The 21,717-nt window shown below is 72.1% G+C and carries 14 protein-coding genes and 2 pseudogenes; 6 read left to right on the plus strand and 10 right to left on the minus strand.

The window, feature by feature from the left end; genetic code table 11:
* Positions 1-20 precede the first annotated feature (20 nt).
* Positions 21-503, minus strand: a pseudogene (locus tag ACFWY6_RS17470) (glycoside hydrolase family 32 protein); the annotation flags it as partial.
* Positions 504-694: 191 nt separating this feature from the next.
* On the opposite strand from ACFWY6_RS17470, the gene ACFWY6_RS17475 reads away from it, so the two are divergent.
* The 4 genes from ACFWY6_RS17475 to ACFWY6_RS17490 are packed head-to-tail and all read left to right on the plus strand — an operon-like array spanning position 695 to position 5,320.
* Entirely contained in the window at positions 695-2,113 is a 1,419-nt protein-coding gene (locus ACFWY6_RS17475) for an extracellular solute-binding protein (protein WP_384690782.1), read from the plus strand.
* Positions 2,110-3,054, plus strand: a complete 945-nt coding sequence (locus tag ACFWY6_RS17480) for a carbohydrate ABC transporter permease (RefSeq protein ID WP_384690785.1) — start codon at positions 2,110-2,112, stop codon at positions 3,052-3,054. Before ACFWY6_RS17475 ends, ACFWY6_RS17480 begins: the two co-directional genes overlap by 4 nt.
* Before the next feature lie 14 nt (positions 3,055-3,068).
* On the plus strand, positions 3,069-3,902 hold the full coding sequence (locus tag ACFWY6_RS17485) for a carbohydrate ABC transporter permease (protein WP_384690787.1): 834 nt from the start codon (positions 3,069-3,071) through the stop codon (positions 3,900-3,902).
* On the plus strand, positions 3,899-5,320 hold the full coding sequence (locus ACFWY6_RS17490; protein WP_384690790.1) for a glycoside hydrolase family 32 protein: 1,422 nt from the start codon (positions 3,899-3,901) through the stop codon (positions 5,318-5,320). Before ACFWY6_RS17485 ends, ACFWY6_RS17490 begins: the two co-directional genes overlap by 4 nt.
* Before the next feature lie 23 nt (positions 5,321-5,343).
* On the opposite strand, the gene ACFWY6_RS17495 is transcribed toward ACFWY6_RS17490, so the two are convergent.
* Positions 5,344-6,393 (minus strand): LacI family DNA-binding transcriptional regulator, encoded by a 1,050-nt coding sequence (locus ACFWY6_RS17495; RefSeq protein WP_384690844.1) that lies wholly within the window; start codon positions 6,391-6,393, stop codon positions 5,344-5,346.
* A gap of 97 nt (positions 6,394-6,490) precedes the next feature.
* Here ACFWY6_RS17495 and ACFWY6_RS17500 point away from each other — a divergent pair.
* Positions 6,491-7,152: pseudogene (locus ACFWY6_RS17500) on the plus strand (substrate-binding domain-containing protein).
* 257 nt (positions 7,153-7,409) lie between these two features.
* Here ACFWY6_RS17500 and ACFWY6_RS17505 read toward each other — a convergent pair.
* Positions 7,410-7,745 carry a hypothetical protein gene (locus ACFWY6_RS17505; protein ID WP_384690794.1) on the minus strand — a complete coding sequence of 112 codons (336 nt, stop codon included), beginning with the start codon at positions 7,743-7,745 and terminating at the stop codon, positions 7,410-7,412.
* Between the two features lie 522 nt (positions 7,746-8,267).
* Here ACFWY6_RS17505 and ACFWY6_RS17510 point away from each other — a divergent pair.
* Positions 8,268-10,064, plus strand: coding sequence for an acyl-CoA dehydrogenase (locus ACFWY6_RS17510; protein WP_384690797.1), 1,797 nt, complete (start codon positions 8,268-8,270; stop codon positions 10,062-10,064).
* Here ACFWY6_RS17510 and ACFWY6_RS17515 read toward each other — a convergent pair.
* From ACFWY6_RS17515 to ACFWY6_RS17545, 7 genes are all read right to left on the minus strand, one after another.
* A complete protein-coding gene (locus ACFWY6_RS17515; protein ID WP_384690800.1) occupies positions 10,006-10,659 on the minus strand; it encodes a DUF6629 family protein in 654 nt (217 codons plus the stop codon). The two genes, ACFWY6_RS17510 and ACFWY6_RS17515, sit on opposite strands and share 59 nt — an antisense overlap.
* Positions 10,660-10,715: 56 nt before the next feature.
* Positions 10,716-12,119, minus strand: a complete 1,404-nt coding sequence (locus tag ACFWY6_RS17520; protein ID WP_384690803.1) for an FAD-binding oxidoreductase — start codon at positions 12,117-12,119, stop codon at positions 10,716-10,718.
* A gap of 102 nt (positions 12,120-12,221) precedes the next feature.
* Positions 12,222-14,825 carry an ATP-binding protein gene (locus tag ACFWY6_RS17525; RefSeq protein WP_384690806.1) on the minus strand — a complete coding sequence of 868 codons (2,604 nt, stop codon included), beginning with the start codon at positions 14,823-14,825 and terminating at the stop codon, positions 12,222-12,224.
* Between the two features lie 66 nt (positions 14,826-14,891).
* On the minus strand, positions 14,892-15,917 hold the full coding sequence (locus ACFWY6_RS17530) for a LacI family DNA-binding transcriptional regulator (RefSeq protein ID WP_384690809.1): 1,026 nt from the start codon (positions 15,915-15,917) through the stop codon (positions 14,892-14,894).
* Between the two features lie 45 nt (positions 15,918-15,962).
* On the minus strand, positions 15,963-16,820 hold the full coding sequence (locus ACFWY6_RS17535) for an ROK family protein (protein ID WP_384690811.1): 858 nt from the start codon (positions 16,818-16,820) through the stop codon (positions 15,963-15,965).
* Positions 16,817-18,517 carry a class I mannose-6-phosphate isomerase gene (locus tag ACFWY6_RS17540; RefSeq protein WP_384690846.1) on the minus strand — a complete coding sequence of 567 codons (1,701 nt, stop codon included), beginning with the start codon at positions 18,515-18,517 and terminating at the stop codon, positions 16,817-16,819. Before ACFWY6_RS17540 ends, ACFWY6_RS17535 begins: the two co-directional genes overlap by 4 nt.
* Before the next feature lie 14 nt (positions 18,518-18,531).
* The gene (locus ACFWY6_RS17545) at positions 18,532-21,705 is read right to left on the minus strand and encodes an alpha-mannosidase (RefSeq protein ID WP_384690814.1); all 3,174 of its coding nucleotides are present in this window, start codon (positions 21,703-21,705) and stop codon (positions 18,532-18,534) included.
* Positions 21,706-21,717: the final 12 nt, after the last annotated feature.

The following is a 21,717-nucleotide window of genomic DNA, read 5'->3' on the forward strand; positions in this document are numbered from 1 at the left end:
TCGGCAGCGTCTGTTGTTTATAAGAGCCCGGCGGGGGTGTCGGCGTTCCCGTCCGGCTCCTGGGGGGCCAGGACGACGACCGCGCCCGCGCCGAAGCCCGCGGTGTCGTCCGTGTCCACCACCGCGGAGCCGGACCAGACGTCGCCGTTGGGGGTCGTGTCCTTGGGGATCGCGATCCCCCGGTCCTTGAACGAGACCAGGTCGGTGCTGGTGGCCAGGCGCCAGGCCGTGCCGGTGGTGGTGCCGCCGGCCAGGTAGTCGGCGTTGTAGAGGTAGTAGTAGTGGTACTCGCCGTCGATCCAGATCGGCTTCTGCGGGTCGTTCTTCCACTGGTCGGGGACGGTGAAGTGGTACTCGGCGCGGTAACTCGCGCCCTGTTCGGCGGACTTGCGGTCCAGGGCCCAGGCGGCGCCCAGGGCCGAGGCCGATCCCGCGGGTGTCGCGGCCAGCGCCGCGCCCACGGCTCCGGCCCGGACCAGCGTCCTTCTGGTCATCTCTCGCATCGTCACTCGTCCCTCTCCCGACATGGGCGGCTCATGGCGGGACCTCGCTCCGACCGTCGCCGGTCCACGCTGGGTCAGGACTGTAGACCTAACTCGTTAAAGGTCAAGCGCCGCAAGGGGATTGACACCGGCGTAACAGGGTTCTCATCATCTGGGTCACGGAAATCAACTAATACGAGTTAGGCCCATCGATGACCGACTCGCCCCACTTCAAGATCCCCCGGCGTACCGTGCTGCGCTACGGCGGCTACGGCGCGGGCGCCGCCGCCCTCGCCGGCACCGCTGCGAGCTGGGACCGGCTCACCGGCGCCGACATCCCCGGCCGGGACGGCGACTCGCTGGTCGTCGCCACGCTCGGCTCCGCCTTCGACCCGGCGGCGCAGCGCGCCCTGCGCGAGGGCTTCGAGAAGCTGCACCCCGACATCAAACTGCGCCTGCTGCCGATCCAGGCCACCGACTGGTCGGACTTCTTCGCCAAGATCCTCACCCAGATTGCCGCGGGCACCGAACCCGATCTCGTCTATGTCGCCACCGAGGGCGTGCAGCTCTTCGCGCAGCGCCTCGGCGTGCCGCTCGACGACTGGGTGAAGCGCGATGCGGACGAGCTGCGCGAGTACTTCGCGGACGTCCATCCCTCGCTGGTCGAGTCGATGATGTACGAGGGGAGCCTCTACCAGCTGCCGGTCGAGTTCAACGCGGCCGACGTGTATCTCAACACCGAGGTCCTGAAGCAGGCGGATGCCCCGCTGCCGCCGCCCGACTGGACCCGCGACGACTTCACGGCGCTGCTGCGGGACATGAAGCGCACCGGCGGCTCGCACTTCACGCCGTACTTCTGGACCAACCGCCTGTGGGGCGGCGTCGTCCCGTGGCTGTTCGCCAACGACACGAATGTCCTGGTCGAGTCCAAGGCCCCCGGCGGCGACTGGCTGTGGAACGACTTCTACCCGGCCGACCAGGGCCGCGGCCGGGGCGGCGGCTACCGCTGGCACACCCCGCAGGCCACCCATGAGCGCGTCGAGGAGGTGTACGACCACCTGGCCTCGCTCATCCAGGACCGGCTCTGCTCACGACCCGAGGGCGGCAACGGCGACAACCTGGTCGGTGTCTTCTCCACCGGCCGCGTCGGCGTCACCCCGGCGGGCGGCTTCTGGGCGGGCGGACTGCACGACGCGGGCATGCGGCGCACCGGCTACGACGTGCAGTACTTCCCACGCTGGCGCACGCAGCGCCACCAGTTCGGCGCCGCCGGCTATGCGCTCCTGCGTACGTCGAAGAAGCGGGACGCGGCCTGGGAGTTCATCAAGTACTCCGTGCGCAAGGACGTCCTCACCGAGCTCTTCCGGGCCAACCAGACGACCCCGGCCCGCCGTTCGATGGTCCGGGCGGCCCGCTACGAGAAGACCGGGCCGACGCATTGGCAGGTCTTCTACGACACCCTCGACAAGTTCCCCACCACAGGCCCGATCCCGGCGCCGCCCCAGGTCGCCGAGGTCGAGCAGCTCCTCCTCAAGCACACCGGCACCGCGCTCGCCGATCCGCGCGGGGTGCGTCCCGCGCTGCGGCGGCTGCAGGGCGATCTGGAGAAGGCCATGGAGCGTGACGCATGACGACCACCCAGCACACCACCGAGGCCAGGGCCGCCGTCGAGGAGCCGGCGTCCCGGCCCACCGGGCGGGACCGCGGATCACGCCTGCTGGCCACGCTCTTCCTCGCGCCGACCGTCATCGGCGTCCTGGTCTTCACCGTCGTACCGATCGTCGGATCCGTCGTCCTGAGCTTCTTCCACTGGGACGTCATCGATGCTCCGGCGTTCGCCGGCACCGACAACTACCGCGAGGCCTTCACCGACGACACGGTCCTCGTCTCCTTCACCAACACCCTCCTCTTCATGTTCTTCGCGGTCGCCCTGCAGCTGCTGCTCGCCCTTGCGCTCGCGCTGACGCTCAACAACCGGCTGCCCGGCTGGCTGCGCTCGACGTTCCGCTCGGCGTTCTTCTTCCCGCTGGTGCTGTCCGCCGCGTCCGTCTCGGTGGTCATGAAGTACCTCTTCAACCAAGAATTCGGGGTGATCAACTGGCTGCTCGGCCATGTCGGCATCGACCCGGTCCCCTGGCTCACCTCCGAGGACTCGGCGATGGCCGCGGTCGTCCTGGTCTATGTGTGGCAGCAGTTCGGCTTCTCCTTCCTGCTCTTCGTCGGAGGCCTGAACAACATCCCCAAGGAGATCCACGAGGCCGCGTCCCTCGACGGCGCCACGGGCATCCGCAAGCACCTCGCCGTCACCCTGCCGCTGCTCTCGCCCACCCTCCTGGTCGCCTCGGTGGTGGGCATCATCAACGCCCTTCAGGTATTCGAGCAGCCGTACGTCCTCACCGACGGCGGGCCCGGCGACTCCACCCGCACCGTCGTGATGGTCATCTACCAGAGCGCCTTCGAGCAGCTGCGGTTCGGTGCGGCCTCGGCGGTCGGCGTGCTGCTCTTCGCCCTGATCCTGGCGGTCACGGCACTCCAGTTCCGGCTCAGCCGGCGATTCGTCCACTACCAGTGAGCCGGGTGAACCCTGTGAACCGTAGGAAGTACGGCCTGTCGTCCTGGGCGCGGATCGCCGGTCTGACCGTGGTCGCGCTGCTCACCCTCGGCCCGGTCATCTGGACCGTGTCCACCTCGCTGCGGGCCCCCGCCGAATCCTTCGATCTGCCCCCGCAGATCATTCCGTCCGAGCCGACGACCGAGGCGTACGGCCAGGTCTTCGCGCAGATCGACGTATGGTTGCTCGCGCTCAACTCGACCCTGGTGACGGCGCTGATCGCGGTCGGCCAGATGATCACCGCGGGACTCGCCGGATACGCCTTCGCACGCCTCGAATTCCGGTTCAAGAAGCCGCTGTTCGGGCTCGTCCTCGCGACGATGATGGTGCCGTTGCAGGTCACGATCGTGCCGGTGTTCCTGATCCTGAAGTCGATGGGCCTGACGGACACGCTGCTCGGACTGATCATCCCCGCCTGGCCCACCGCGTTCGGGACGTTCCTGATGCGGCAGTACTTCCTCGGCATGCCCAAGGATCTCGGCGAGGCGGCGATGATCGACGGCGCGGGACCCTGGCGGATCTTCCGCTCGGTGTACGCGCCGCTGGCCGCGCCGGGCCTGGCCATCGTGGGCGTCCTCGCCTTCAACTACCACTGGAACGAGTTCTTCCGCCCGCTGATCCTGGAGACGTCGACCGACAACTTCACGCTGCCGCTCGGCCTGGTCTCGCTCCAGGGCAACCTCGGCACCGGATCCGTCTCCGTGGTCCTCGCGGGCGTCGCGCTCTCCATGATCCCCGCCATCGCCGTCTTCGCCGTCGGCCAGCGCCCGCTGCGCGAGGGCATCACATCCGCAGGAGTGAACCGTTGAGCACGTCCCGCCCCCCTACCGATGTCCACGCCCCGCGTTTCCGGGTCAGGCCGCCCGCGAACTGGGTCAACGACCCCAATGGGCCCTTCCGTTGGCGCGGCCGCTACCACCTCTTCTACCAGCACAACCCCGACGCTCCCGTGCACGCGAACATGCACTGGGGCCACGTCTCCAGCGCCGACCTCGCCCACTGGGAGCACCACCCCATCGCGCTCACCCCGACACCGGGCGGCCCGGACGAGGGAGGCTGCTGGTCGGGCTGTGTGGTGGACGACGCGGGTGTCCCCACCGCCGTCTACACCGGCGTGGACCACGCACACACCGGTATCGGCACCATCTGCCTGGCCCAAGTCGCCCCCGAATCCCAGGAGTTGACGACCTGGCGCACGCTGCCCGAGCCGGTGGTGTCCGGGCCGCCACCGGGCCTGGACGTGACGATGTTCCGCGACCCGTTCGTCTTCCGGTATGGCGGCCGGCGCTGGGCGGTGGTCGGCGCGGGTCACGCGGACGGCACACCGTCGGTTCTCCTGTACGACTGCGACGACCTCAGGTCCTGGCGCTTCGCCGGGGTGCTGGTGGACGGGCACGATCCGGTGGCGGCGCAGGCCCTCGGCGGCGACGCGGTCGGGTGGGAGTGCCCTCAGCTGTTCGAGGGAGCCGACGGCGACTGGACTCTGGTGGTGTCGCTGTGGGACGGCTCACCCATGTCGACGGCCTATCTGACGGGCCGTCTCATTACGTGCAACAACGGTGCGTTGACTGACTTCACGCCTCGCATCGGCGGCCCGCTCGACCAGGGAAGGGACTGCTACGCGCCGGCCGTCCTGTACGACGCCGAGGCGGGCCGGAATCTGCTGTGGGGCTGGTCCTGGGAGGCGCGGGGGCAGCGGGAGGTGGACGAGGCGGGCTGGTCCGGTGTCCTCACGGCGCCGCGTGTCGTCGGCACGCATCCCGACGGGACGGTACGCGTCACCCCGGCTCCGGAGCTTCAACTCCTGCGCGCGGCCGAGCCGTTCGTGACGGAGCCGGGTGGTCGTACACCGCTGCCTCTCGCATACGACATCGAGGTCACCGCCTACGCACCCACCACGATCACGCTGCTGCGGGGCGCATCGGGCGCGGAGCTGACGCTGGCCGTGGATCCGGCCGCGGGGACCGTGACGTTGGATCGCACCGCCTGGCCACGCGAACGGCCCGACGGCTCGGCACCGATCACGTTGCGGTCAACTCCTGCTGCTCCAGGGGGCCTTGAGGTTCGTATCCTGGTCGACGGATCCCTGCTCGAACTTTTCGTTGCGGACCGCGCGGTGGCGACGGAACGCATCTACAGACGCCCGGACGACGTCGCCGACCTGACGGTCGGCGGAGAAGGCACGAGGGTCACAGGCTGGGAAGTGATACCACCGGGACACGAGTGAGCGGGCCTCGGCAAGAAGCGCCCTCACGAACCAGGCGGCCCCACCGAGTCACGCACCACCACAGGGCACTCCAGACGCCGGACCTCCACGGCAGGGGGCGCGGCGTTCTCGATGGCGTCCAGAAGCAGCCCCGTCGCCACCTCCCCCATGGCACGGTGCGGCAGCGCCACCGTGGTCAACGGTGGGTACAGGAACCCCGCCATGTGCTCCTGATCGTCGTAGCCGACCAGCGAAAGTTCGCCGGGTACGTCGATGCCGAGCCGGGCCGCGGCATGCAGGACGCCCGCCGCGACCCGGTCGTTGTAGCAGACGATGCCCGTGGGACGGCGCTCGGCAGGCACCCCCTCGAGAAGCCGCATCGCGCCCGCGTACCCGGCGGAGATCTCCCCTCCGCCACGCACGATCCGGTCCTTGCCCGCCCGCTCCCCCACCGTCCGCAGCGCGTCCCGGAAGCCGCGCAGCCGCTCCGCCGACGCGATGTCGTCGAGCCCGCCGACCAGGGCGATCCTGCGGTGCCCCGCGTCAAGGAGGAGCTTGGCCGCCGCCCGGCCGCCGGACCGTTCGGCGGGGATCACCGCGGCCAGCGAGCCGTCATCCGGAAGGCAGTTGGCGAGCGCCGCGAAGGTGCGGTTCAGGCCCGCGGGGACACGGGCCGAGCGCAGGGACATGGCGGCGTAGATGATGCCGTCGACCCGCCGGTCGAGGAGCTCGGCGACGGCCGCGTCCTCCTTGGCGGGGTCGCCGGTGGAGTCGACGGTGAGCACCAGGTGTTCGCGGTCCCAGGCGGTCTCCATCGCGCCGCGCAGCAGCGCCCCGGCGAACGGCGACGAGGCGATGTGGTCGGTGACCAGGCCGATCACGGCCGTTCGGCGGCAGCGCAGGCCACGGGCGACAGCGTTGGGCCGGTAGCCGAGCTGCTCGGCGGCCTTGCGGATGCGCTGCTGGGTCGCGGGCGAGAGATTGCCCTCGGCCCGGCCGTTGAAGACGAAGGAGACGGCGGTGTGCGAGACCCCGGCAAGACGCGCGACGTCTTTGGACGTCGGCCGTTCGGGCCTGCCCGCGCCCCTGCTCACGCTGTCGGCGTTCTCGATGTTCCCCGCCCCCCCTCGATGCCGCACGGGTGATCCGCCTTGATCCACGTCAGCCTAGCCGCGCCCCCTGTGTCCCGACATGGCCGGACGCTCCGGCGATGCGGACCGTGACGCTTGTTGCCCGCAGTCACACACCAGGAGGAGACGCGACGTGAGCCGCCCCACCGCCCGCGATGTCGCCGAGCCTGCCGGGGTGTCACGCGCCGCCGTGTCCTTCGTCTTCAGCGGCCGCGCCGCGGGGAACCTCTCCGCCACGACCCAGGCGCGGATCAGGAAGGCCGCCGATCAGCTGGGTCACCGCCCGGATAGGCGGAGGCGGTCGCCGAGCTGCGGGCCCGCCGGGTCGACGGGATCGTGTACGCGGCGATGTCGATGCGCCGCGCCGCCGTGCCCTGGGGCACCGCGACATCGCCCTGCTCGGCGGCTCGACCGACGACATCACAACATCGGGCCGGGCCCGGGGCTTCCGCGACCGTACTGCGGGCCGCCCGGATCACCGCCCGCGACGAGTGGGTGCTCGGCGCGGGCCGGCGGATCGACGAGGGGTACGCGGCGGCGCTGCGGGTGCTCGACGGTCCTGCCCGGCCGACGGGCGTGGTCTGCGCGAACGACCGGGTGGCCACCGGGACGCTGCTCGACGCCTCCGAAGCGGGTGAGCCGGTGGACCGTCAGGCCGCACGCCGCCTGACGTGCCCGGTGGTCTCCCGTGACTCGGTCCGCCCGCCGGCGCGGGCCCGTTGAGGGAACGGCACCCGGCTGTCGCGGAACGGGTCAACGGCACAGGGGCGGGTCGGGCAGAGCCGTAGAATCCCGCGAATGCCAATACCACGCGTCACCAGCAGGGTTGGACTCGTCGCCGTTGTCGCGCTGCTCGCCGGGTGCGGAACGCAGGGGCCGCCCCCGGCCGATCCGGCGCCGAGTGGCTCCCATACCGGTGAAGCACCCGGCCACCGGGCCTGGAAGTACGAGTACGTCTCCGACGTCGACCCGGTCGGCAATCAGGTGCTCGACATCGCCGCCGTGTCGAAGCGCGCGGCCTGGGCCATTGCGGAGCTGCGCAGCGCCATCTCGACCGGGTCGAACCCCACGGAGAAGACATCGAGGTGGAAGTAGGCGTAGTAGGCGCGGCCGTGGACGAACCCGGTGTAAAGCATCAGCGCGAGGATGAGCGAGCCCGCGCCGAACACGGAGTTGGCGATCTCGGTGGCCTTCCCGCTCGGCTCCGTGGGCTGGGCGGGCGGGGGAAGCGCGGGGCGAGCCGTGTTCCCGGGTTGTCGGCGTCGGCGGATACGGCGTTGGTGGAGGCGGCGTCGGTGGAGGCGGCTCGTGTCCATCGGCTCTACCGACGGCCGCGCGTCAGGACACACCAGGCACGGGGCTCGGCGTCACTTCCGGAGAGGGCGGGCAGGTCGGGGCGGGCGTGGGAACGCCTTCGCAGGGAGTCTCGGAGGGCGGACGAGATCGTCCCCGCCTTCGCCACCAGACGCCTTCGAGTCGTCCCCTCCGTCGCCGCCGGAAGAACTCGACTGGGGCTCGCTCGAACCGACCGACGATGACGGCACCACGGGGTCGGGCAACGGATCACCGGCTCCTCCCGAACCAGCGCATCCTGCCGCACCGAGGACCAGCACGGTCACGACGGCGAGCCCTCCGCTCAGGGCCGCGGCCCGTGGCTGGATCCGCATGAACCCGAACGCCTTATGGCTGAGCGTTCCCAGCCGTACCGTGTCCGGCGGGACGCGTCGGTGCCGACCGCGGGCGCCCCTCGACAGATCCCGTAAGCAACCGCTTAGTATCGGGGGTGCGGGGCTGCCTGCCCCGGCATCGGTACCGCCGTCACCGCATGGAGAAACCGCATGGCATCCCTGCTCCTGTCCCGTCGCGATCTCGACTTCCTGCTGTACGAGTGGCTCGACGTGCCCGCGCTCACCGGCCGGGAGCGGTACGCGGAGCACTCCCGCGAGACCTTCGACGCCGCCCTGGAGCTGAGCGAGCAGATCGCGACGCGGCACTTCGCCCCGCACAACAAGAAGAACGACGCCGAGGAGCCCACCTTCGACGGGGAGCGGGTGCACGTCATCCCCGAGGTGAAGGAGGCGCTGCGGGTCTTCGGCGATTCGGGGCTCCTCGCCAGTGCCATGGACCACGAGATCGGCGGCGGGCAGCTGCCCGCCGTGGTGGCCCAGGCCTGTTTCGCCTGGTTCCAGGCGGCGAACGTGGGCACGGCGGCGTATCCCTTCCTGACCATGGGCAACGCCAATCTGCTGCTCGCGCACGCCTCCAAGGAGCAGATCGACACCTTCGTACGCCCCATGGTCGAGGGACGCTTCCTGGGGACGATGTGTCTGTCGGAGCCGCAGGCCGGTTCGTCGCTCGCCGATGTGCGCACCCGGGCCGAGGCCCGGGACGACGGGACGTACCGCCTCTTCGGGAACAAGATGTGGATCTCCGGCGGCGAGCACGAGCTCTCGGAGAACATCGTGCATCTGGTGCTCGCCCGGATTCCCGGCGGCCCGCCCGGCGTCAAGGGGCTCTCGCTGTTCATCGTGCCCAAGTTCCTTGTCGGCGACGACGGTTCGCTCGGTGAGCGCAACGACGTCGTGCTCGCGGGCCTCAACCACAAGATGGGCTATCGCGGCACCACCAACACGCTGCTCAACTTCGGTGAGGGCGCCCACCGGCCGGGCGGAGAGCCCGGCGCCGTCGGCCACCTCATCGGCGAGGCGAACCACGGCCTCGCCTATATGTTCCACATGATGAACGAGGCCCGGATCGGTGTCGGCCTCGGCGCGACCGCCCTCGGCTACACCGGCTATCTGCACGCGCTCGACTACGCGCGCAGCCGCCCGCAGGGCAGGCCGGTCACCGCCAGGGACCCTCAGTCGCCGCAGGTCCCGATCATCGCGCACGCCGACGTACGCAGGATGCTGCTCGCGCAGAAGGCGTACGTGGAGGGCGCGATGGCGCTCAATCTGTACTGCGGGCGGCTGCTCGACGAGCAGCACACCGGCACCTCGCCGCAGGCGCGCTCCGAGGCGAAGCTGCTGCTCGACGTGCTCACCCCGATCGCGAAGAGCTGGCCCTCGCAGTGGTGCCTTGAGGCCAACAGCCTGGCGATCCAGGTGCACGGCGGCTATGGCTACACCCGCGAGTACAACGTCGAGCAGTTCTACCGCGACAACCGCCTCAACCCCATCCACGAGGGCACGCACGGCATCCACGGCCTCGATCTGCTCGGCCGCAAGGTCGTCATGGACGGCGGCGCCGGCCTTCGGCTGCTCGTCGAGCGGATCTCGGCGACGAGTGCCCGCGCCGCCGCGGCGGGTGGTTCCGCCGCCGGGTACGGGCGTGCGCTCGACGCGTCCGTGGCGCGTGCGGTGGAGGTGACACAGCGGCTGTGGTCGACCGGCGATCCCCAGACGGCGCTGGCCAACGCGAGCGTCTATCTCGAAGCCGTCGGGCATGTCGTCGTCGCCTGGATGTGGCTGGAGCAGTTCCTTGCCGCCGTGCCCGGAACGGAGGCCTTCCACGAGGGCAAGCGCGGCGCGTGCCGCTACTTCTTCCGCCATGAACTGCCCAGGACCGAGGCCCAGTTCACGCTGCTTGAAGGCCTTGACCGGACGGCCGTCGAGCTGGCGGACGACGCCTTCTGACCCAGCGCAGCAGGACCACCGAGGACAGCGCGGCGAGCGCGCACCACGTCGAGAGGTACTCCTGCCGCCACAGCGCCACGGACACCGCGGCTCCGACGGCGGCCAGGACCCCGTACAGGATGAGGCCCCGGTCGCCGGACAGGAGCAGGGAGCCGATGGTGGCGACGAGGTAGCCGGCGACGACCGGCGCCGGATGCGGCAGGCCGAAGCCGTACCCGACCGTGTGGCCGCGGATGTCGGCCGTCACGGTGCGGGTCGCCAGGTAGTACGTGAGCACCGCCGACGTCGCGACGCCCGCCGCGAGCGGGAGGAGGAGCCGGCGGCGGGCGGTCGGCGGCGCCGCGCACAGCACCGCCACGGGCAGCCACAGAGGCAGCAGCGGGAGCGCGATCAACGCCCAGGCGGTGGTGGCGGCTCCCGTGCCGCCGTCGCCGCGCCAGACCACGGACTCGATGATCTGGTGGATGCCGAGGAGCAGCACAAGCGCGGCCATGGGCAGGTCGCGGGGGCACCGCGCCGCCTGGGCGACACAGACGACACCCACGGCGGAGACGGCCGTGCCCGCCACGAGATCGGCCGTCGCGCTCCAGCACATGGCGCTCACGCTAAGGCCGTCCCGGCGCCGGGGCGCGTCGGGACGGCCTTTCGGGGCTACCCGGCGTCCACCGGCGACGGCTCGATGTTCTGGTTGAGGCGGAAGACGTTCTCCGGGTCGTACGCGGCCTTGACCCGGGCCAGACGTGCGTAGTTGTCGCGGTAGCTCGCCCGTACGCGGTCCTGCCCCTCGTCCATCATCATGTTCACGTAGGCGCCGCCCGCCGTGTACGGGTGCAGGGCGTCGAAGTAGTCGACGGTCCAGCGCTTGATGAGCTCCGCGTTGGCCGGGTCCGGGTCGACGCCCGCGTAGACGCACGCCCAGTGGGCGCCTCGGTAGCTCCAGGCCGTGTCCGTCGAGGCGTGGTCGTGGGCGGCGCCGTCGATGGGGTAGAGGTGCATCGTCGACTGCATGGTCGGCACCTCGGCACCGAACTTGGCGTGCAGGGCGACGGCCTCGTCCGGGATCTCGTCGACGAAGTCCGCCCGCCAGTACCACTGGTCGCCGGGCGGGTAGAGCCCGTCGAACATGGACTGCAGCGCGGGGTGCGGCATCGGGGCGACGGCGTGCAGGGCGGGTTCGGGCAGCCCGTCGAGCAGGGGCGCCATGGCGCGGGCCGCCGCGTCGGGGTCGTCGGTGGTGTGGCACCACACGACGCCGGCGACCTTGCGCAGCTGCAGGTCCTCGGGGAAGGGCGGGGCCGGGGGCACGGTGCCGTACAGGAAGAAGCCGTTCACATCGCGCGGTGCGCGTGGCAGGAACTCCCGGTAGGCGGCGAGGACTTCGGCGCCCTGCTCGGCGGGCCAGAAGGTGGGCCCGGCGACGACCGTGCTCAGCTCGTGCAGGCGGAAGAGGAAGGAGGTGACGACGCCGAAGTTGCCGCCGCCTCCGCGGATCGCCCAGTGCAGATCGGCGTTCTCGTCGGCGCTCGCGCGCACCCGGCTGCCGTCGGCCAGGACGACATCGGCGGCGATGAGGTTGTCGATGCTCAGTCCGAACCGCCGGGTGAGATGGCCGAGGCCGCCGCCGAGGGTGAGACCGCCGACGCCGGTCGTGGAGATGATGCCGCTCGGCGTGGCCAGGCCGTGCTCGTGCGTGGCGCGGTCCACCTCGCCCCAGACGCAGCCGCCGCCGACCCGGACCGTGCGGGCCACCGGGTCGACCGCCACGGACTTCAGCGGTGACAGGTCGGCGACCACGCCGCCCTCGCAGGTGCCGAGGCCCGCTCCGTGGTGGCCGCCGCCGCGCACCGCGAGCGGCAGGCGGTGCTCGCGGGCGAAACGGATCACCTTGGCCACGTCGTCGGCGTCGGTGCAACGCGCGACGAGAGCGGGCCGCTTGTCGGCCATCGCGTTGTAGACGGCGCGGACCTCCTCGTACGCGGAGTCGTCCGGGCCGATCAACTCCCCTTTGAATTCCATCAGTTCATGCCGTGCGGCTTGTGCGGGCGTCTTGGACATGTGCTCCCCCGTGCTGGATACCTGGGTCCCGTCCGCCTCTTTCTACGCGCGGCGCCGGGCCCCGGCATCCGTGCCCGTCACCCACCTCGCGTGTGCGGGTACCTACTTTTCGGCGCCGGGCGGCAGGCCAAGGTCCGCGATGCGGGCGGCGACCTCGCGTCTGCTGCGGGCGCCGAGTTTCTCCAGGGCCGCGCGGACGTGGTTGTCGACGGTGCGGACGGACAGGACCAGCCGCCCGGCGATCTCCACGTTCGTCAGGCCCTCCATCAGCAGCCGGACGACCTGGAGTTGGCGTCCGGTGAGGCCCGCGGGGTTGCCGCGGGTCGCCGCGTGCGGGCCGCGGGGGATCCGGGCCACGCCGAGCGACCGAAGCTCGGCGCGGACCAGCCGGGCCAGTGGAACGGCACCCAGGGCGTCGAGCGCGGCGAGCGCACCGAGCTTGTCGGCCGGGTCCGGGCTCTGCGCCAGGGCCGCCGCGTGCTCGTAGGGGCAGCCCGCCGCCTGCCAGGCCTGGGCCGCCTGCTGCCAGTGGCCCGCCGCCTGCAACGCGTACGGATGCCCGGAACCGTCATCGGGCACGAGCCGACCGGCCTTGGCGAGCCAGTGGCCGAGCTCCGCGCGGTACGGCGCGGCGCCAAGCCGGCGGGCCTGCGCGTGGAGCGGTTCGACCGCGGCGATCACTGCGGCGTGGTCGCCGCGCAGCCAGGCGGCCTCCGCGCGGGCCGCGGCGACCGGCGCCGTGCGCTGCAGCTCCCGGGTGCGGGCGGCGATCCGCCCGGCCTGGGCGAGGAGTTCATCGCCGCCGGGTGCGCCGCGCCGGATGCGGACCCGGGCGAGGACGGTCAGGGCGGGGCAGCGGGCGGGCGGGAACGCGCCGACGTCGCCGAATCCGGCGTACCGCTCCGCGTCGTCCCATGCCCCCGCGGCGAACTTCCGCAGTGCGAGCTCGACTTGGAGGTAGCAGAGGAACCCCAGCTGCTCCGTCCGGTCGGCGAACTCCAGGGCGGGCGCGAGGAACCGGTCGGCCTCCCTGAACTGGAGGTTCTCCAGGAGCGTCCAGATGACGTTGGCGTAGGCGCGGCAGGCGTGCTCGGCCTCGCCGGCCTTCAGCGCGACCGCCAGGCTCTCCTCCAACTGCGGGCGCCCCAGCGGGTCCCCGCCGCGCCAGCGGGCGGTGCCGACGTTGTTCAGGGCGTGCGCGAGGATCGCCGCGTCGTCCGTCCGCCGGGCCAGGGTGATGGCGCGTTCGCCGTAGCCGATCGCATCGGCGTACCGGTCGGAGAGCATGCGCAGCTGAGCGGTGTTGCTGAGCGCGAGCGCCAACAGCCGCTCGTCCCCGGCCTGTTCGAGTACGTCGATGGCCTCGCGGGCGGCCTCCTGTGCCGCGTCTGCGTCGCCCGCCCACCAGTGGATGCGGGAGAGCCAGCGCAGATCGGCACCCAGGGCGCGCCGGTCGCCCAGGGCCCTGCGCAGCTCGACGGCCTCCTGCTCGGCGCGCACGGCGGCCTGCGAGTCGGCGATGGTGTAGCTCTCCACCGCGAACCGCTCCAGGAGGCCGGCGAGTTCGGCCGGGCCGAAGCGCTGCCGCCGGCGCAGGACGAGGCGCAGCTGGGCGGCGGCCTCGCGGTGCGCGCCGGTGTGTGCGGCGTCCCTGGCCGCGTCGGGGCCGTACCGCGCGATGGCGTCCAGGTCCCCCGCCTGTGCCGCGTGGTGGACGATGCGGGACGCGTCGGCGCCGGGCAGGCCGACCAGGGCGGCGAGGACGTTCCGGTCGAGCTGGATGCGGCGTGCGGCGGGCAGCGAGTCGGCGATGGCACGGCGGATGATCTCGTGCCGGAACGCGACGCGCTCGGGGGAGACGACGAGCAGGCCGTGCCGCTCCGCCGCCGCCAACTGGGGCACGCCCGACGGCAGTAGAGCGTCGACGAGGGCGTGCTCGACCGCCGACGGCACCACGGCGAGCTGCTCCAGGGTGTCCCTGGTGGCGGCGGAGAGGACGCGCAGCCTGGCGAGGACCGCGTCGACCACGGTCGGCGGCACCTCCCCGGTGCCGCCCGCCGCGACGACCTCGGCGACGTAGAAGGGGTTGCCCGATGTCACGGCGTACACCTGCGCGGGGTCGAGGCCGCTCGGGGCGCTCAGCTCACGGACCGCCGCACGGGACAGCCTCGGCAGGGGGACGCGGTGCACACGGGCCGCCCGCGACACCTGCCCCAGGAGGTCCCGCAGCGGGTGCTCGCGGTCCAACTCGTCGTCGCGGTAGGTCAGTACAAGGACGGCGGGCAGCCGGTCCACGCGGCGTACCAGGAACCGCAGGGCGTCGAGCGAGGCCTCGTCCGCCCAGTGCACGTCCTCTACGACGAGCACCGCCGTGCGGGGCCCGTCGGTCAGCTCGGCCCACAGCGCCTCGTACACCCGATGCCGGTCGCCGCCCTCCGCCACCGCCCGCGCGAGGTCAGGACCGACGCTCCCGGCGAGATCCCTGAAGGGGCCGAGCGGGCGGCGCGTCGCGAGGTCGTCGCACTGCCCGACAAGGACCCGGGCCTGCGAGGACAGGGCTGCGCGCAGCGCGTTCACCAGACTCGACTTGCCGATCCCCGCCTCGCCGAAGACGAGCGCCACCGAGCCCGCACCGTCGACCGCTTCCCCCGCGGCGGCGGCCAGCCGTGCCAGCTGCAGATCCCGTTCGAGGATCCCCGCGTCCACGCCCCGGATTCTCCCACGCGACGGGCCGGCGGGGCCTGATCCCGCAGGGACCCCACCGGTCAGGTCTCAAGTCCCGTACTCCACCAGGCTGGTGGGCGTCACGATGCGCCGCGCCGGTCCGGGGGGCGCGGCGCCCGGCTTCTTCTCCCGCATGCGGTCGGCGAGGAGGCGGCCGGCCGCGCGGCCGAGTTCGTCGCTGTCGTACGCGACGAGGGTGAGGGGAAGGCCCAGCGCGTCGGCCAGTTCGAAGTCGTCGAAGCCGGCGAGGGCGGTGTCGGTGCCGCTCGCGCGGATGGCGCGGAACGCCCCTATCGTGTTGCGGTTGTTGGAGCAGAACAGCGCGGTGGGCGGCTCGGGCAGCGCGAGCAGCTCGGCCGCGGCGCGCTCGGCCTCGCGCGGTTCGGTCTGGCCCGCTCGTACGCGGTTCTCGTCGAGCGGGATTCCCGCGTCCGCGAGGGCGTCGGCGTAGCCGCGCAGGCGCTCGGTGCCGGTGTAGACGGCGGGCGGGGAGCCGAGGAACCCGATCCTGCGGTGGCCCCTGGCGATCAGCCGGGCGGTGGCGTCGCGGGCGCCGCCGAAGTCGTCGACCAGGACGCAGTCGGCGGCGAACCCGTCGGGCGGGCGGCTCGCGAGCACCACCGGTACGCCATCGGCCGCCGCCGCGGCGAGATGCCGCTGGTCGGCGGCCGCGGGCACGGCGATGATGCCGTCGACGCGGCGGGCCACGAGGTCGGCGACGAGTTCGCGCTCGCTGTCCAGGTTCTGCCCGGTGTTGCCGATGACGGTCTTCAGGCCGTCGCCTGCCACCACCGAGTCGACGCCGAGGGCGAGGCGTGAGTAGAAGGGGTTGGCGAGGTTCGTGACGACGAGACCGACCAGGCCGGTGCCTCTGCCGAGGCGCAGGCTGCGGGCCACTTCGTTGGGGCGGTAGCCGAGTTCCGCGGCGGCGGCGCGGACCCTTGCGCGGGTGGCGGGCAGGACGCGGGGGTCGTCCCGCAGGACGCGGGACGCGGTCATCGTGCTGACTTCCGCGCGTTCCGCGACGTCCCGCAGGGTGGTCTTGCCGCCTCTTTGCGCCTGCGGCTCGGGCATCGGCCGTGGTTCCTCTCTCCGTTTGGTCCCCCTACGGGAGGCGTATCAGCGGCGCGACGCGCTGACATACCCCGCAGCCCCCACCAGCGCCGCGTCCCCGCCCAGCAGGCCCCTGCGTACCCTCACCGGAGTATCCCCCAGTCCGGACCGGAGTGACGGGCGGACCAGGTCCCAGGACTGCGCCATGGAGCCGCCGACGACGAGCGCCGAGGCGCGGAAGTCGCGCAGGCACGGCGCCAGGACCGCGCCCAGGGCGGTGAGCGCCTCGTCGAGGACTCGGCGGGCCCGCCGATCGCCGTCCCGTGCCCGCGCGGCGACATCGCGCACATCCGCGTCCGGGTCGCCGTACCGGGCGAGGACGGCCCGCCGCGACACCGTGTCCTCCAGCGGCGCGCCCGCCCACTTCAGCAGGTCGACGCGCCCCTGGGGCGGCACACCCGGGCCGTCGCGGCGGATTTCCCCGTCGACGATGAAGGCCGACCCCACGCCCGTCCCCAGCGTGATCCCGGCACAGCGCCGCTCGCCGCGCGCGGCGCCCGCGCGCCACTCACCGAGCAGGAACGCGTGCGCGTCGTTCAGGAAGACCACGTCGGCCGGCCGCGGCCGCACCCCGTCGAGCAGCACCGAACGCACGTCGATGCCGTACAGGTCGTCGAACTTCCCGACGCCCCGGAAGCGTGCGATCCCCTTCTCGTGGTCGAACGGACCGGGGATGGCGACGCCCCACACCAGGCCCGCGGGCGCCCGGAGTTCCCCCGCGCACCGGACGACGGCGCCGAGTATGTCCTCGGCGGAACCCCGTGGGTCCAGCGGCCGGCCTGCGCGGCGGTTCACCCGCGCGCCGTCCGGTTCCACGACCGCGGCGGTGACATGGGTGCCGCCGATCTCCAGAACGGCCTTCATGAACCGTCGGGCTCCCGCACCAGCGCCTTCACCACCTTCGCCGGGCCGCGCGGCGCCACGAGCCGATAGGCGCCGACCGCCGCGGGAACCGTCAGCGTCTCGGCGTACGCGAGGGCGTGCCGGTCACCTGCCGCCGTCTCGACGACGATCCCCTCGCCCGCCACCACGTTCAGCACATGGAAGCGGCCCCGGGTGTGCTCGTCCACGGCGGCGCCCGCGTCCAGAGTGTGGCGGCGCACCTCGTAGAACATCTCGTCCAGCGCGCCGAGCAGCTCCTCGTGCCAGCCGTCGCCGCGCCGCAGGACGCGCGGCTCCTGCACCAGATCGCGGGCGACGGCGTCGCCGCGCCGTTCGGTCTCCAGGTTGGCGAGGCCGTGTTCGTAAGGGAGTTGGCGTGGTTTGCCGTCCGCGTCCGGGCGGAGCCAGTCGTAGAAGCGCAGGCTGTAGAGGTAGGGGGTGGCGCTGATCTCCAGTACGAGATGGCCCGCGCCGCTGGCGTGCGGGGTGCCCGCGGGGATCATGAAGAGGCGCCCTTGCTCGGCGGGGAACGTCAGGACGTGGTCCTCGGGGTCCATCGGCACCCCGTCGTTCGCCGCCTCCTCGATCTCCTTGCGGAAGAGGTCGAGGTCGGCGTCCTCGCGCAGGCCGAGAAAGACGCGGGTGTCGGGGCTGCCGAGCGTCATGTAGTACGTCTCGTGCTGTGTGTACGCCCAGCCGAACCGCTCCCGCATGTACGGCTCCTTGGGGTGGCAGTGCACCGACAGGTTGCCGCCGCCCACCGTGTCCAGGTAGTCGAAGCGGATCGGGAAGGAGGTGCCGAAGCGGGCGTGCGCCTCCGGGCCGAGGACCTGCTCGGGGTGGAGCACGCACAGCAGCTGGAAGGGCACTTCCGCCTGGGTGTCGGGGCCGTGCCCGATGAGGATGCCCGCTTCGGGGGCGATGAGTTCGTAGCCGAGGGCCGTGTTGCGCCCGCCAGGGTTGAAGCCGAGTTCGCGTTGGCCCCAATGGCCGCCCCAGGGTGTCGAGTTGAAGAAGGGCCGGGTGCGTAGGGGGCGGCGCGCGAGGTCGGCGCAGCAGGTCCGCAGGCCGTCGCCGTCGAGGAACACGGGGTGCCCGGGGTCCTGCACGTCGAGCCAGCCGTCCAGGCGGTCCGCGATGGCGTCACGGTGGCGGTCGAGCATCGGCCAGTCCACGTAGAAGAGCCGCTTCAACTCGGCGCGCTCTCCCGGCAGTCCGAGATTGCCGCCCGCCCCGGCGATCACGGCCGACTCGGCGTACCGCTTGGGCAGATCGGCGTACCAGAGCACGTCGTGTGCGACGAGCGAGGCGCCGGGACCATAGACGATCAGAAGAAGCGCATCCCCCAAGAGCCGTGACGTCCGCGGCAGTTGGTCGAAGAGATCGTCCAGGGGGTTCTCGGCCAGACGGCAGTAGTACGGGTCCGCGGTGTCGGCCGGGCTCATGGTGCGGCGCCGGACCTCGGCGGGCGGCGCGTAGTGCGTACGGATGTCGAGGGTGCGGACGGGGGCCGGGCATTCGGCGGTCAGCCGTGCCGCGATGGTCGCCCAGTCGGCGGTCGGCGGACCCTCGACGGCGACGATCGCGGGGCCGGGCGGCAGCTGCGCCGCCACGGCCTGCCAGCCGGCGGTCAGCACGGTCCCCGGTGCCGGGGCGTAACGCGGGTCGAGCCGGTACACGCATGCTCCTTCGTTCACGGACGTACGAAAAGCACAGCAGTGGTGCCGAGCGCGGGAATGTCGACGGTCAACTCACCCTCCGTCTGGGGCAGTTCTTCACCCGCCGCGCCCAAGTAGTCCGCCCGGTGCGCCGCAGCCACCGGGAAGTGGACGCGGACGGGACACTCCACCGGCTCCTCGGCGAAGGACTGCAGCCGCAGCAGGACTTCGCCGGGGCCGGGTGCGGTGGCGCCGACCAGGCGGACCCGGGGGTCGCCGAGGTCGGCGAAGGCGAGGGACGCCTGTCCGCCGCCCTCCGGCCCCCTGGCCCGCACGGCGCGCAGCGGGCGGCTCCAGGCCGCCGCCGTGGCGGGGCCGAGACCATCGGCGGAGGTGGCGCAGGCCAGGCTGTAGCGGTAGGTGAACTCGAAGCCCTGCTCGCTGGGGAAGTTGGTGTCCCAGAGGTTGTTGTGGATCCAGGAGAAGACGGTGGCGGGTTCGTCGTGGCCCATCGTCTTGGGGAAGGGCGCGTACGGCAGGGCGATGTTGCCGAACTGCACCAGCGGCGCGTCCTGCGTGGACCAGGCCACCGCGAGCCCGTCCTCCGCGAGGGTCACCCAGCGGCGCACGGCCCGCATGTGCAGGGCCGAACCCGGCACCACAGGAAGGGAGTTGCCGGTGAGACCGCCGGATGCCTCCATGCGTACGGCCGGGTCGTCGAAGGAGAAGGGGAAGGCGAAGTAGGCGCTCTCCTTGCCCGGGGTCGCGTCCTTGTCCAGGCGGTTCTCGATGTCGAGGCGGGGCACGCCGACGGGCAGGGTGAGGGTGGTGCGCAGCCGGTTGGCTCCGGCCGGGCGGGTCTCGTACGTGATCGATTCGGCGGTGGCCGTGGAGCGGCGGGCGATGAGGGCGGCGGGCGGGGCGACGGCGCGGCTTCCGAGGTGTTCGAGGCGGTCGGACGCCGTCGTGCGGCTGGAGTTGTGGTTGAAGGCGCCCGCGGTGGTGTAGCTGTCGTGGAGGTAGCCGTTGAAGCCGACCACGGCGTCCTGGCGGACGAGTTCACGGCCGGTGGCCTTGTCGATGACGGAGGCGACGCACGCGTGCGCCAAGTCGACGCGGACGGCGAGGTGTTCGTTCTCCAGGAGTGTCGGTTCGGGCAGGGCGAGCGCCGCGGCGGCGGTCTCGGCCGGGTCCTCCCGCTCGGTGCCGCCGGTGGGGTTCCAGCCGGTGGCGGCCTTCACCACGGTGGTCCCCGAGCGCCCGTCGGCCCGCGCCGCGTCGGTGGTGATGTCCGTGATGTCAAGGCGCACCGACCCGGCGGGCGGCACGTCGTCCACCCGCACCACCAGGAAGCGTCCGGCGTCCCGGTGATCGTCGTTGGTCTGTGGCCGTTCCTCGTGGGCGAGCGGGCGACCGCTGCGGGCGTCGTGCACGGCGACGGTCCTGTCGAGGGGGACGCTGCTCTCGGGCAGGAAGACGCTGACGACATCGGTGCGCGGCCAGGAGCAGGTGTTGATCACGTGGTACGTCGCCACGGCACCCGGCGACACCGCGAGCCGCTGCCCGAGCCGTGCGCTCGCACGGGCGAGGAGCGCGTGGCCGTCGTCGTGGGCGCGCATCGCCTGCCCGTACTTCCAGTGCCATTGGTGCTCGCCGGAGTGCCCGCCCTCGTCGCCGTGGGTCCACGGGTCGCCGGCGCCCCAGGTGTGCTCGTCGAAGAGCGACACCGCCTCGTAGACCCCGGCGGCGTCCTTGCAGTCCTCCTCCGCCCCCGTGGCGCCGAGGATGCCTGCGAACGTGCCGATGGTCTGGGCGTCGGCGACCACGGACTGGGCGGTGCGGGCAAGGGAGAGCGGCCGCGCTCCCGAGCCGACGCCGTCGACCCACCAGTCGGTCCAGTCGCCCTCGAAGGTCTGGATGGCGTCGCCGAGCCTGGCCTCGGCGTCGGTGAAGAAGTCCTCGTTGCGGGAGAGCCGCAGCTGGGGGTGGGCCCAGGTCTCGTTCCAGCGGCGGACGGTGTCGGCGATGATGCGGCGGGGCGGCGCGTTGTCGCCGAACTTGCCCTGCACGCGCAGGTGGAGGACGTCCCAGGGGTAGGGCTCGCGCTTGATCTCGGCGTGGTCCATGGCCCAGCCGAAGATGCCGCCGCGGTAGGGGTACGGGTTGCTGGCGAGGGAGGTCAGATAGGCCGGCAGCAGGTCGTCGACGTCGGCGTAGTCGGTGTCGAAGCCGAGCAGCGGGCCCTCCATGTAGGCGAGGCCGTGCGGGGTGTCGGTGACCCAGACCAGGACACTGTTGCCGCTGGGCGCGCGCCACCGGAAGAGCCGGGGCAGCTTCTCCCCGCCGACCAGGTGGGGCACCGAGCGTCCGGCCCAATTGTGCGCCACGGAGAGGTACTTGACCCCGGCGGAGGCGAGGGCGTCGACGAGGCCGACGACCGCTCCGGGCACGTCGGTCTGCATGGCGGAGGTGAAGTCGACGCCGTGCTCGTCGCGTAGGTCGTGGGCCAGGCGCAGGAGTTCGTGCAGCTCGTCCGTGGAGCAGGTCTCGGTGTGCAGGTTGAACGGCAGGGCGGTCAGCTCGATGCGTCCCTCGCGCACCCGGCGTACGAACTCCTCGACCTGTTCGGCGGGCCGGGCGTCGGCCCACTGCCGGAAGGACCACAACGACTCGACGCACCAGCGGAATCGGGACTCGGCGGGCCAGTCGTCGGTGGCCCGGGTGAGCTCCAGGCAGGAGTCGAGGAAGGAGAGATGCTCGGCGAGGACGCGGCCCTGCGGGTCGGTGTAGCCGATGTCGAGGTGGGAGTGGTGGACGAGGTGGATGGTCCACTGGCGTTGGGGGGTGATGCGTACGTCGATGCCGCCCTGCCCCCGCGGGAGGCCGACGGTGACGCGGGTCGCCGTCTCGACGGCGGGGACGAGAAGCCGCACGCAGCGGCCGGGCCCGGCGGCGCGCTCCACTCGCAGCGCGGCTCCCGATTCCGTGCGCACGCTCAACTCGGCAGGAATCTCGGCACCGTTGACCGGCTCCACCCGCAGGGACTGAAGGAGGGATCCGTCGCCCGCGCGCCGCATCAGCGGTTCCTCCGTCAGCCTGAACACGCCCCCGCCCAGTGGCCCTTCGGCGCTGACCACACTGGAGCGCAGACTGTCGCGTATCCGGTCGTTGTCCCAGTCGGTGGTGCGGACGAGGGCCCGTGTCGTCATGTGGATCTCTCC

The sequence above is a fragment of the Streptomyces sp. NPDC059037 genome, assembly GCF_042740015.1.
Classification (GTDB): Bacteria; Actinomycetota; Actinomycetes; order Streptomycetales; family Streptomycetaceae; genus Streptomyces.